The sequence below is a fragment of the Rothia sp. HMSC069C10 genome, assembly GCF_001812205.1.
Classification (GTDB): Bacteria; Actinomycetota; Actinomycetes; order Actinomycetales; family Micrococcaceae; genus Rothia; species Rothia mucilaginosa.
In genome coordinates this window covers 259,472-271,896 of sequence record NZ_KV808301.1, presented here as the reverse complement: position 1 = coordinate 271,896, position 12,425 = coordinate 259,472, and the positions used below count along the sequence as shown (strand labels likewise).

Sequence of the window (12,425 nt, the reverse complement as noted above, 5' to 3'; positions counted from 1 at the left end):
GGTTTAGGACCGGCAGTTCTTAGGACTCTGCGGATTCTGCGTTCTCGGTGGAGTAGAAGCGGTCCAGCAGGCGCGGGTTCATACGGTAGCTGTACGGCTCACCGCGATTCACCTCAATACCGGCACGCAGCGACGCAATAGCCATGAACAGCCACACGAGCGCACCTAGAACCATGGCAATGTTGCCCATGCCGGGCAGGAACGACACGACCCACAGCGCCACCAGAGCAATGGAGGGCAGGAGGGTGAAGTTCATTGCCTCGCGAGCCTCCTGCTCAGCGAAGGGCGCGTTATTGCGGCTGACGTAGAAAACCGCAGCGGAAGGGATGATGCCGAGAATGCCGCCGAAATGCGCGAAAGTCGCACGGTTGCGGTCCTGAATCACGCTAATCTTACGGGTTTTCTGAGGCCCGGTTGCCGGGCGAACATCGTTAGTCACGAAAATCCTGGTTCGATAGAAGTTTCTTGTGGTGATCACCTAAGCCGGTGGAAATACCCTCCGAAGAGGCAAATTGTTTGAGCGGTGGTGACCCAGAGTGTAGTGAGGGTGCAACATAAACCCACAGGGGCAATGCCACACGCTCAACTATTGTACCGCTTTAGGGAACAAAACCCACAGGATAATGCCCTCGAGGGAAAGGTTCTGAGCAAATTCACACCTGCGCCCGCAGACGGGGGCGCAATAGCGGGTTTCCGTGTGGTTAGGCACCCGGTTCGGTGAGAAAATCGATGAGCGATTCAACCGGACCGAGCAGCGTCGGATCCAGGTCAGCGTATGAGTCAACGCGGGAGAGAATGTGCTTCCATGCCTGCGCCACATCCGCCTGCGTTTCGTGCGGCTGACCCAGACGACGCAGTGTGCCCTTCTTGAAATCCTCACCGCGCGGCACCTGCGGCCACACCTTCAAACCCAGCACCGACGGCTTGACCGCCTGCCAAATATCGATGAACGGGTGGCCCACGATCTTCACATGCCCGGCGGCACCCGGAACAGCCATCGCCTCGGCAACAATGCGCTGCTCCTTCGTGCCCTCAATCAGGTGGTCGACCAGAATACCCAGGCGGCGGCCCGTGCCCGGCGCGAACTCACGAATAGCACCGGCGAGATCATCCACGCCGTGCAGCGGCTCCACAACAATGCCCTCAACGCGCAGATCGTGGCCCCAGACCTTCTCCACGAGCTCGGCGTCGTGCAGACCCTCAACCCAGATGCGGGAGGCGCGCGCCACCCGAGCCGGGGCGTTCTTCACCGCAATAGAACCGGAACGAGAAATCGTGCGCTTCGGCTCCTTCGCCGCCACCGGGGCGACAATCTCAACGGGCTCACCCTCAATCAGGTAGCCCGGACCCAACGGGAAATTCTTCACGCGGCCCTTCGCGTCCTCGAGTCCGAAGAAGAGAGCACCGCCGATGCGTTCAGCCTTCACGACCTCACCCACCCAGCCGTTAATATCCTCAATCAGCAGGCCGCGGCGCAGCGGCACCTTACGCGGGGGCGGCGCCTGGCGGCTCATGCGGGCGGCGTTTAGGTCCTGGGCACCCCAACCGTAGGGGGAGTGGTGGGTACTCAACGTATTCTCCTTTGGGGCGGTAGGGGCAGCAGAGCCAGTAGGGGCGGTGACAGCGCCGGAACTATAAGACAGAACAATCAGACGGAACCGTGAGACAGAACCGGCGGGGAACTAAAACGGGGTTCGGGGCGCACCGCAGATTAAGCGGATAGCGGGAGCGACCCCCTTTCAGCCTAGCCATTGTATCGGGTCGGGGGTAGTATCCCCTAGAATTGATACGACCATTGTTGGCGGTGCACTCATCGAGCACCGCCATCGTCTCGAGAGGAAGGAAACGCATGAGCCACTACGATACTCTCGGCGTATCGAACGACGCCAACGCTGAAGAGATCAAGAAGGCGTACCGAAAGAAGGCACGCCAGCTGCACCCCGACGTGAACCCCTCCGAGGACGCAGCCGAAGAATTCAAGCGCGTCACCCTCGCCTACGAGGTGCTCTCCGACCCTGAAAAGCGCCGCAACTACGACACCACCGGCGACGAACAGGGCCGCGCAGGCTACCCCGGAGGCGGCTACCCGGGTGGCGGATTCAGCGGCTTCGGCGGTTTCGAGGATCTGCTGAACATGTTCACCGGCGGCGCGGCAGGTGCCCGCGGCCCCGCATCCCGTATGCGTCAGGGCCAGGACGACCTGATTACCGTCTCCATCAGCCTGCAGGATGCCGTGTTCGGTGTTGAGAAGACCATTGAGCGTCGCTCCGCTGTGACCTGTAAATCCTGTAACGGTGAAGGCACCGCAGAGGGTACCCAGCCCGAAACCTGCACCACCTGCTCTGGTCACGGTTTCATGCAGCGCCGCGTGCAGTCCATCCTCGGTACCGTCATGCAGCAGGTTGAATGCCCCGACTGCCACGGCTACGGCACCGTCATCAAGACCCCCTGCCCTGAATGTCACGGTCAGGGCCGCGTACGTGAAGACGTGCCGCTGACCTTCAATGTTCCCGCCGGCGTGCACGACCAGGCGCGTATCCGCCTGCGCGGCAAGGGCGAGGCAGGCCTGTACGGTGGCCCCAACGGCGACCTGTACGTTGACCTGAACGTTAAGCGTGACAAGTACTTTAGCCGCGAGGGTGACAACCTGGTCACCACCGTGAACATCCCCATGGTCGCGGCGGCGCTGGGCACCACCATCCCGCTGAAGACCTTCGACGGCGACCAAGAAGTTGCTATCCCCGCAGGCACTCAGAGCGGTGACGTGATCACCCTCAACGGCCTGGGCGCAACCGTGCTCGGCACCGAGCGTCGTGGCGACCTGCTGGTGCGTATTCAGGTGGTCACCCCCACCGACATGACCGAAGAGCAGCGTGAACTGCTGCGCCAGTTCGCAGCCCTGCGCGGTGAGTCCCTCACCGAAGGTTCGCAGGTCAAGCACCGCGGTGGTCTCTTCTCCCGCTTGAAGGACCAGTTCAAGTAGGATCCCTACACCAAGCTGAGGATGCGGCGGGTGCGGGTTGAGTCCCGCACCCGCCGCATTCCTGTCAGCACTGCGCTGTACGCGCCCGCGCTAAGCTGCGCACCTATTTCACACGCCACCCGCACACTACCCACGCTTTCAAACCGCACCCTCAAGGAGAACCATGAGCGCCCCCATCTTCTACATCAGCACGGAAGAATACGACGCACTCACCCCCGGCGCCACCTGCGCGCTCGGCGGCTCCGAAGGCAAGCACGCCCTCGTCAAGCGCCTTGAGCTCGGCGAACGCATCGACCTGGGTGACGGCACCGGCCGCCGCGCACTCGGTACGGTCGCCTCCATCAACGCGGACGGCGTGAGCGTGCAGGTGCAGGAGCTGTGCGAGGAACGCAGCGTGCCCTCCATCTACCTGGTGCAGGCGCTCGCGAAGGACGGCCGCGACCTGCTCGCCATCGAAACTGCGACCGAGCTGGGCGTGTACGGTGTGCTTCCGTGGAGTGCGGACCGCTCCATCGTGCGCTGGAAGGGGGAGCGCGCCTCCAAGGCACACACCAAGTGGCAGAACACCGTCACCGCCGCCGCGAAGCAGTCGCGCCGCGCACTCATTCCCGAGGTGTACGACCTGTACAACACCGCCGACCTGGTGGAGCTCATTGAAGAAGTAGCCGGCTCTGAGCAGTCCGCCGCCGTGTTCATCCTGCATGAGCAGGCGACCGAACGCCTCAGTGCCCTGGCACGCAAGCTTGTAGAGGCGGAGAACCTGCCCGACGAAATCTACCTGCTCGTTGGCCCCGAAGGCGGCATCAGCGACCGCGAAGTGCAGCTTTTCACCGACGCCGGCGCGCAGCTGGCACTGCTCGGTGATGAGGTGCTGCGTTCCTCCACCGCCGGTTCTGCCGCCATGTGCACCCTGAACGTGGTGCTGGGCCGCTGGTAGAGCGCCCGCTACTGGATTCCCTCCGGTAGCACCCATCTGCTAGAACCCAGCTGACAGGCATCCATCAGGGCGTGGTGCATCACGCGCATCTATACTTGTAAATACATCACTAGCCAAGGAGCCCATATGACTACCTCCCGACCTCTATCGACCGCACGCACCGTATCCTTCAAGAGCGCCGCAGAAATGATCGCCGTGCTCGGCCCGCAGGACGCGCACCTGGCGATTATCGAGGACTACTTCGAGCAGATTAGCCTGCGTCCCAAGGACCTGGACGTGCTCATCACCGGCCCCTCCGAGGCCGTCAACACCGCCGCAAAGCTGCTGAACGAGCTGCGCGTACTCTCCAGCCACGACACGCAGATTACCGTGCAGGTCATTCACCGCCTCATGGGCATGCTCGGCGACGAACTGAGCAACCCGGCGCACTCGCTGTCCACCAGCATCCTCTCCACCCGCGGCACCACGATTCGCCCCAAGACCATTAACCAGAAGAAGTACGTGGACGCTATCGACGCGAACACCGTCATCTTCGGCATCGGCCCGGCGGGTACCGGTAAGACCTACCTCGCCATGGCGAAGGCTGTGCAGGCGCTGCAGAGCCACGAAGTGAACCGCATTATCCTCACCCGCCCCGCCGTGGAGGCTGGCGAGCGTCTGGGCTTCCTGCCCGGCACCCTCAACGAGAAGATTGACCCGTACCTGCGCCCGCTCTACGACGCGCTGCACGACATGCTCGAGCCCGAAACCATCCCCAAGCTCATGGAGGCGGGCACCATTGAGGTCGCACCGCTGGCGTACATGCGCGGCCGCACCCTCAACGACGCGTTCATCATCCTCGACGAGGCGCAGAACACCACCGCCGAGCAGATGAAGATGTTCCTGACCCGCCTAGGCTTCGGTTCGAAGATGGTCATCACCGGCGATATCACCCAGGTTGACCTGCCCGGTGGCGCCGCATCCGGCCTGAAGCAGGTGCGCAACATTCTGCAGGGCGTGGAGGACATTCACTTCAGCATCCTGGAATCCTCCGACGTGGTGCGCCACACCCTGGTCTCGAATATTGTGTCCGCCTACGATCAGTGGGGCGAAGACCAGAAGGCAATGGAACGCAAGCGCAACCGCAAGGTCAAGCGCGCCACCATCGAGGCCGCAGCCGAGAAGCTGCTGGACCGCGCCGGCATCAACGGCGGCTCCGAAAAGAACGCCGAGCAGAACCCCGCGCAGAACCCCGACAATGCACAGACCACCCCGGAAGGACGCTAAACGGTGGCAGAGATCGAATTCGACTGTGAAGAACCCGCAACCGGTGCCGACCCGGCAACCGACGCCTTCATCCGCGAATCTTTCGAAGCGGTAGACACCGAGGTGCTCACCCGCCTCGTCGAGCACGCCTTCAAGCGCATGCACCTTGCCGATGACACCTACCTGTCCATCGCCATCGTGAACGAAGACGAAATGGAACGCGTGCACATCGAATGGATGGACCTGCCCGGCGCAACCGACGTGATGAGCTTCCCCATGGACGAGCTGGAACCGGGAACCCCTGAAAACCCCTCCAGCGGCATGCTCGGCGACATCATCCTCTGCCCGCCCGTCGCCGCACGTCAGGGCGCAGATGCAGGTCACAGCACCCTCGATGAGCTGTGCCTGCTCACCACCCACGGCATTCTGCACTGCCTCGGCTACGACCACGGCACCGCCGAAGAGGAAGCTGAAATGTTCGGCATTCAGCGTTCCATCCTCGAAGAGTTCCTGGGCCGCCCGGCACCGGTCGAAACCCGACACTAGGGGAGCGGCGTGGATATTCTACTCACAGCCCTCCTCGCCGTTCTCGCGCTCTGCCTGACCGTGGTCGCGGCAATCGCCGAAACCGCGTTCACCTACTTGCCGCACAACGAGGCGGAAGAAGCCGTGGAGGCACACCCGGACACCCTCGGTGCGCGCGTCCTGCAGCGCACCCTCGACGGTGACTCCGAGGCGTACACGCACCCGCTGCGCCTGACCCGCCTCATTGCCGCCGCCGCCGCGGTGCTCGCCACCATGACCTGCCTGCTGAACCTGGTTGAGGTGCACGCGCTCGCCGTCGTGTTGACCCTCGTGATCGTTGCGCTGGTGGGCTACCCGATTCTGCATGTGCTAGCGCGTGCTCTGGGACGTAACCGCCCGGTCGCGTCGATTCGTGTGCTGGCTCGCCCGGTGCACTACCTGTCGGTTCTGCTGAGCCCGGCGACTGGTCTGCTCGATAAGCTCAGCGTGCGCCTGGCGCCGGAACGTTCGGCTGAGGCCCCGGTGGGTGTGTTCGATGAAGAGGAGCTGCGCGAGTTCCTGGACCGCGCCTCCGACGCTGAAACCATTGAAGATGACGAGGCGCAGATGGTGCAGTCCGTCTTTGAGATGGACGATACCCGCATCCGTTCGCTTATGGTTCCGCGTACCGACATGCTCACCGCCAGCCGTGACACCCCTCTGCGTGAGGCGTTGAGCCTGTTCCTGCGTTCGGGTTATTCGCGTATGCCGGTGATTGGTGATTCGAGCGATGAGATTCTGGGCGTGCTCTACCTGAAGGACGCGATGCGCGCCTTCATCCTGCACGGCGAGGCTCCCGAGGGTACCGCCCTGCCGACCGTGGTTGAGCTGATGCGCCCGGCTCGTTTTGAGCCCGAGTCGAAGCGCGCCATGGATCTGCTGCGTGAGATGCAGCGCGAGTCCACGCACGTGGCGATCATTGTTGATGAGTACGGCGGCACCGCCGGTCTGATCACGCTTGAGGACCTGATCGAGGAGCTGGTCGGCGACATCTCTGACGAGTACGATCACGAGCGCCCCGAGTACACGCTGAACGATGACGGCACGTTCCGTCTCTCTGCCCGCCTGGGTATTGATGAGCTGGGCGAGATTTTCGGCCGTGAACTCGACGATGAAGATGTTGATACGGTGGGCGGTCTGCTCGCTAAGCATCTGGGCATGGTGCCGATTGTCGGTTCTGAGATTGAGATTGACGGTATTCATATTCGTGCGATTGGTTCGTCGGGCCGCCGCCACCAGGTGGATATGTTGCAGGCGTGGTATGAGCCGCCTCGTGATGAGCAGCAGAACGCTGAAGGTTCCGCTACGTCTTCCTCGGAGCCTCATTCCGCGGAGGTTGCTGACATCCTCACCGTGGATACCGAGCCTCCCGCTGTGGCTGAGCCGCACGCGCATCCGGATCTTCCGGGAGACATTGCAGAGGCTGAACCGGCAACCGATCAGCACGGCAACCGCTAGACATCGAATATAGACGCCGCATCATCCCATACACACTTTGAGCCGGCCGCCCCGCCCCCGGAAGGCGCAGGCAGATGAGGCTGGCATCCCATACGCCCCGCACGGGGTTGATAAGGAGAAACACAATGGACCAGGAGTACACCCCGCTCGATTTGAGCACGCTGGACTTGAGCACCCCGCTACCGACCTACCCGGAGAATTTCCGTTCGGGCTTCGCGTCGCTGGTGGGCCGCCCCAACGCCGGTAAGTCCACTCTGACGAACGCTATGGTTGGCCAGAAGGTGGCTATCACCTCGAACCGTCCGCAGACGACCCGCCACACGATTCGCGGTATTGTGCACAAGGACGAGTACCAGCTGATTCTGGTGGACACCCCGGGTATTCACCGCCCCCGCACTCTGCTGGGTGAGCGTCTGAACGACCTGGTGGCGAGCACCCTTTCGCAGGTGGATGTGCTGGGCTTCTGCATTCCGGCGAATGAGAAGATCGGTCCGGGTGACCGTTACATTGCGTCGCAGCTGGTGGCGTCGAGCAATAAGCCGGTCGTCGCGATTGTGACGAAGGCTGACACTGTGAGCTCTGAGGAGTTGCGTGAGCAGCTGCTGGCTGTTGAGGCACTCGGCGAGGAGGTCATGAGCGCTGAGCGTGCGGCCCGTGCTAAGCGTGCCGCGCATCGTGCGAAGCAGAAGGGTAAGGGCCCCAAGGGTAAGGGCGGCAAGAATGATGCTGTGCCTTTCGCGAAGGGTTCGGGTCCTGCGGCTAAGCGCCGTGCGGGTGAGGTGTCTGAGCCGATGCCGGTTGACGGTAAGGGCGGCTGGGCTGCGATTATCCCGGTGTCTGCTGTGAAGCATTTCCAGGTGGATGCGGTCGCTGACCTGCTGGCGCAGTACACTCCGCTGTCGCCGCCGCTGTACCCCGAGGGTGAGCTGACCGATGAGCCGGAGGCAACCCTCATTGCGGAGCTGGTGCGTGAGGCAGCTCTGGAGGGTGCGCGTGAGGAGCTGCCCCACTCGATTGCTGTGACGGTTGAGGAGATGGAGTTCCGTGAGGGCCGCCCGGAGGATAACCCGCTGCTGGATGTGCACGTGAACCTGTTTGTGGAGCGTGAGTCGCAGAAGTACATCATTATCGGTAAGGGCGGCTCGAATCTGCGCAAGATTGGTACGAAGGCTCGTGAGCAGATTGAGGCGATGCTCGGTACCCGCATTTACCTGAATATTCATGTGAAGGTTGCGAAGGAGTGGCAGTCTGACGCGCGTGCGTTGAACCGTCTGGGATTCTAGTAGCTTTCCTGAGCGCATCGCCCTGAGGGGTTTGTCCTTGGGGGCGGTCGCGCATCCATAGTTTTCACCCGGTGGCTTGCAGAAATATGTGCATGCCTCCGGGTGAAACTTTTCACTCTCATTCGGCGCTCATAGGGAAGAGTGTTACTCTGAGAAAGCACTTGCTCACCGGCAGAAAGAGAAAAGGTATGCCCCAGGCACCTCGTTTACGAAGCACCGGTCGTCATATGCGCACGACGGTGATGACTTCAAACCGCAATAAGTGGATTGCTCTGCTTACTGCTTGCATGCTCGTCATTGTTGTTGGCTTTGGTGGCGTGTTGGCTCTGCGTATGCGCAATAATCTGCATACTCAGGAGCTGAACATCAGCAATTACAAGAACGGCCTGGAGAACGGCGCCTTGGACATTCTCGTGATTGGCTCCGACACCCGTAAGGGCAATAACGGCGCGTACGGCGATGAGGATGACCGCAATTCTGAGGCTCGCGCGGACGTGATGATGCTGCTGCAGATCAGCAAGGACCGTAAGAACGTGAGCGTGCTGTCGTTCCCGCGTGACCTGATGGTTGATGTGCCGCAGTGTACTGATCCTGAGAGCGGCACCGTGTACCCGGCTGAGGAGAACGTTCAGATTAACGAGTCTCTGTCTCGCGGTGGCCCCGGTTGTACTGTGGCAACCATTAGCAAGCTGACCGGTGTGAATATTGACCACTTCATGTTGGTGGACTTTAACGCTGTGAAGGAGCTGTCGAAGGTTGTTGGCGGCGTTCAGGTGTGTGTGGACGCTCCGATTGATGACGAGTACAGTGGCCTGAAGCTTCCTGCGGGTACTTCTACTGTTGAGGGTGAGCAGGCTCTTGCGTTCTTGCGTAGCCGCCACGGCTTCTCGGATGGTTCCGATATTGGTCGTATTCAGGCTCAGCAGGGCTTCTTGTCTTCGCTGCTGCGTAAGGTGAAGAGCGAGGGTACTCTGTCGAATCCGGGCCGTCTGATTAATATTGCTGAGGCGATTACTCAGAACGTGACGGTGGATAAGAACCTGGGTAATATCAGCACTCTGGTGGGTGTTGGTGCGGCTCTTGGTGGCGTGGACCTGTCGAATGTTGTGTTTGCGACGGTGCCGACTGAGCCGTGGAGCCAGGATGAGAACCGCCTGCAGGTTTCTGCGGATGCTGCGAACGTGTTCCAGCGTCTGCGTGACGATAAGTCGCTGAAGGAGGAGAAGGCTCCGGAGGCGCCGGCTACTTCTGCCGCTCCGGTTCAGCTGGATCGTACGGTTCCGGTGAACGTGTACAACGCGACCGGTCTGGATGGTCGCTCGGCTACGATCGCTTCGGTGATTGAGGGCCTAGGCTACACGAATGTTACTCCCGGTACTTCGGCTAACCCGACGAACTTCACCACGGTGTTCTACTCGACCGGTTACGAGGCGGAGGCGAAGGAAATCGCCGCGAAGCTGAACGTGACCCGCGTGGTGGCTACTGAAGAGGTTCTGGGCGTGTCGGTGACGATTGGTACTGACTTCCCGTCCGGTGAGGCGATGGAGAAGCAGGAGGCTGCGATTGCGGGTAACGCGACCGGTCAGACTGCTGATCAGCACAAGTGCCAGACTGCTTTCGCCTACTAGGTTGTAGCTAGTAGAACATAGCGCAGATACGTGAATATTGAGTGAAGGGGCGTAGCGCCAGAAATGGTGGCTGCGCCCCTTTGTCGTTGATTCTTTCCAGATGATGGACGGCTTCCCGGGTGCCCTGCCGCCGCCTCCGACCCCTGTGATAGCGTGGAGGCATGACTATTGACGGTGAGAGCATGCGCGGGGTTACTCGCCAGGCAGTGAACCTGCTGCTTATTCGCCGGAACGGGGCACACTAGAATCTGCCGCGACCGTTCCGGCTTTTTGACGCGGCATCTCACCTTCGCATCCTTTCTGATGCACCGCCTTGACCACGGCTGCCGGGGACCGATACCCGGCACGGTACGAGCCCCACATTTGGGGTAGAGCGAGACGGACCAACCAACAGGAAATTCATCATGAAAAACCACCAGAAGCCCAGCCCCATGCCGGTACACAAGTACCGCCCTTTCCACGAGCAGATTGTTGTTGACCTGCCGGACCGCACCTGGCCGGATAAGGTCATTGAGAAGGCTCCGCGCTGGTGCGCAGTGGATCTGCGTGACGGCAACCAGGCGCTGATTGACCCCATGGACACCGACCGTAAGCTTGCGATGTTCAAGCTGCTGGTGAAGATGGGTTACAAGGAAATTGAGGTTGGTTTCCCCTCGGCGTCGCAGACTGACTTTGATTTTGTGCGCACCCTGATTGAGGACGGCCACATTCCTTCGGATGTGACCATTCAGGTTCTGGTGCAGGCGCGTGAGCACCTGATTGCCCGTACTTTTGAGGCGATTGAGGGCGCACCGCAGGCGATTGTGCACTTCTACAACTCGACCTCCGTGCTGCAGCGCCGTGTGGTGTTCCAGCAGGACCAGGAGGGCGTGCTGGACATCGCCCTGCAGGGTGCGCGTCTGTGCCGCAAGTACGAAGAGCAGATGATTTCTGATACTAAGGTCATCTATGAGTACTCGCCCGAGTCCTTCACCGGCACTGAGCTGGAGTATGCGGCTCGCGTGGTGAACGCTGTGGCTGAGGAGCTGGAGATTGGCCAGAACGGCCGCGAGCTGATTGTGAACCTGCCCGCTACCGTTGAGATGGCTACCCCGAACGTGTACGCCGACTCGGTCGAGTGGATGGACCGCCACCTGAACCACCGCGACCACATTGTGCTGTCGCTGCACCCGCACAATGACCGCGGTACCGGCGTGGCTGCTGCTGAGCTGGGTTACCTGGCGGGCGCGGACCGTATTGAGGGTTGCCTCTTCGGTAATGGCGAGCGCACCGGTAACGTTGACCTGGTCACTTTGGGTCTGAACATGTACACCCAGGGTATTGATCCGCAGATTGATTTCTCTGATATTGACGGTATCCGTAAGACTGTTGAGTACTGCAACCAGTTGAAGGTGCACGAGCGTTCGCCGTACGGTGGCGACCTGGTGTTCACTGCGTTCTCTGGTTCTCACCAGGACGCTATTAAGAAGGGCTTTGAGGCTCTGGAGCGTACCGCTGCTGAGGCGGGTAAGACCGTGGATGAGGTGTACTGGGAGGTTCCGTACCTGCCGATTGATCCTCGCGATCTGGGTCGTACCTATGAGGCGATTATTCGTGTGAACTCGCAGTCCGGTAAGGGCGGCATGGCGTACCTGCTGAAGCAGGATCACGGCCTGGATCTGCCGCGTCGTGCTCAGGTTGAGTTCTCGAAGATTGTTCAGGCTCGTACAGACGCTGAGGGCGGCGAGATGACCAGTGAGAAGCTGTGGAACATCTTCGCGGATGAGTACCTGCCCGCAACCGACACGGAGAAGCGTTGGGGTAAGTACCGTATTGAGTCGATTAACATTGATTCGGCTGATACCGGTGCGACCACTCTGCGTGTTGGTCTGAACATTGATGGTCACACGTACACCCGTTCTGCTTCGGGTACCGGTCCGGTGGATGCTCTGCAGAACATCCTGTCGGGCGAGGGCGTGGATATTCGCGTGATGGATTATTCGGAGCACACCATGTCGTCTTCGTCGACTGCTAACGCGGCTTGCTATGTTGAGGCTGCTGTTGGTTCTCGCGTGCTGTGGGGTATCGGTGTGGATAACTCGACGACTCGTGCGGCTTTGAAGGCGATGATTTCAGCTGTGAACCGTGCGCTGCGTGATGAGCGTCAGGCGTAGGCGATAGCCGTACATGCTTTGTGCAAGGTTTTCGGGTGACCGCTGGTGGGTGACCGTTAGCCGTGCATGATGTGGGGGCGGGATGCATACTGGGAGTATGTATCCCGCCCTTACTCGTTTAATGTGCGCAGGTGTTGTGTGCATCGGCGTGCTGTGGGGCGAATAGTCTGCAGG

Annotated in this window: 10 protein-coding genes; 8 read left to right on the top strand and 2 right to left on the bottom strand. The window is 60.9% G+C overall.

Annotation, left to right across the window (positions count from 1 at the left end):
* Window positions 1-19 precede the first annotated feature (19 nt).
* Both HMPREF2842_RS06080 and HMPREF2842_RS06075 read right to left on the bottom strand, forming a co-directional pair.
* Entirely contained in the window at window positions 20-439 is a 420-nt protein-coding gene (locus HMPREF2842_RS06080) for a DUF4870 domain-containing protein (protein WP_005508694.1), read from the bottom strand.
* A 262-nt stretch (window positions 440-701) separates the two neighbouring features.
* Entirely contained in the window at window positions 702-1,571 is an 870-nt protein-coding gene (locus tag HMPREF2842_RS06075) for a DUF3097 domain-containing protein (RefSeq protein WP_070643373.1), read from the bottom strand.
* A 278-nt stretch (window positions 1,572-1,849) separates the two neighbouring features.
* On the opposite strand from HMPREF2842_RS06075, the gene dnaJ reads away from it, so the two are divergent.
* The 8 genes from dnaJ (at window position 1,850) to leuA (ending at window position 12,251) form a co-directional block, all read left to right on the top strand.
* Window positions 1,850-2,983: a molecular chaperone DnaJ gene (dnaJ, locus tag HMPREF2842_RS06070; RefSeq protein ID WP_070643369.1), complete on the top strand. Its 1,134-nt coding sequence runs from the start codon at window positions 1,850-1,852 to the stop codon at window positions 2,981-2,983.
* Between the two features lie 163 nt (window positions 2,984-3,146).
* Entirely contained in the window at window positions 3,147-3,920 is a 774-nt protein-coding gene (locus HMPREF2842_RS06065; RefSeq protein ID WP_049341191.1) for a 16S rRNA (uracil(1498)-N(3))-methyltransferase, read from the top strand.
* A gap of 126 nt (window positions 3,921-4,046) precedes the next feature.
* A complete protein-coding gene (locus HMPREF2842_RS06060) occupies window positions 4,047-5,186 on the top strand; it encodes a PhoH family protein (RefSeq protein ID WP_070643366.1) in 1,140 nt (379 codons plus the stop codon).
* 3 nt (window positions 5,187-5,189) lie between these two features.
* Window positions 5,190-5,711, top strand: coding sequence for an rRNA maturation RNase YbeY (gene ybeY, locus HMPREF2842_RS06055; protein WP_005505992.1), 522 nt, complete (start codon window positions 5,190-5,192; stop codon window positions 5,709-5,711).
* A gap of 9 nt (window positions 5,712-5,720) precedes the next feature.
* Window positions 5,721-7,187 carry a hemolysin family protein gene (locus HMPREF2842_RS06050; RefSeq protein ID WP_070643363.1) on the top strand — a complete coding sequence of 489 codons (1,467 nt, stop codon included), beginning with the start codon at window positions 5,721-5,723 and terminating at the stop codon, window positions 7,185-7,187.
* Between the two features lie 125 nt (window positions 7,188-7,312).
* Window positions 7,313-8,470 carry a GTPase Era gene (locus HMPREF2842_RS06045; protein WP_210398793.1) on the top strand — a complete coding sequence of 386 codons (1,158 nt, stop codon included), beginning with the start codon at window positions 7,313-7,315 and terminating at the stop codon, window positions 8,468-8,470.
* A gap of 188 nt (window positions 8,471-8,658) precedes the next feature.
* Window positions 8,659-10,098: an LCP family protein gene (locus tag HMPREF2842_RS06040; RefSeq protein WP_049356922.1), complete on the top strand. Its 1,440-nt coding sequence runs from the start codon at window positions 8,659-8,661 to the stop codon at window positions 10,096-10,098.
* Between the two features lie 404 nt (window positions 10,099-10,502).
* Complete coding sequence (gene leuA, locus HMPREF2842_RS06035; RefSeq protein WP_070643359.1) at window positions 10,503-12,251, top strand: 2-isopropylmalate synthase; 1,749 nt, start codon at window positions 10,503-10,505, stop codon at window positions 12,249-12,251.
* The last annotated feature ends 174 nt before the right edge of the window (window positions 12,252-12,425 follow it).

Excerpts from the sequence above, each read along its gene's own strand:
- dnaJ (WP_070643369.1), top strand. The coding sequence starts at position 1,850 with ATGAGCCACTACGATACTCTCGGCGTATCGAACGACGCCAACGCTGAA.
- HMPREF2842_RS06065 (WP_049341191.1), top strand. The coding sequence starts at position 3,147 with ATGAGCGCCCCCATCTTCTACATCAGCACGGAAGAATACGACGCACTC.
- HMPREF2842_RS06060 (WP_070643366.1), top strand. The coding sequence starts at position 4,047 with ATGACTACCTCCCGACCTCTATCGACCGCACGCACCGTATCCTTCAAG.
- HMPREF2842_RS06045 (WP_210398793.1), top strand. The coding sequence starts at position 7,313 with ATGGACCAGGAGTACACCCCGCTCGATTTGAGCACGCTGGACTTGAGC.
- HMPREF2842_RS06040 (WP_049356922.1), top strand. The coding sequence starts at position 8,659 with ATGCCCCAGGCACCTCGTTTACGAAGCACCGGTCGTCATATGCGCACG.
- leuA (WP_070643359.1), top strand. The coding sequence starts at position 10,503 with ATGAAAAACCACCAGAAGCCCAGCCCCATGCCGGTACACAAGTACCGC.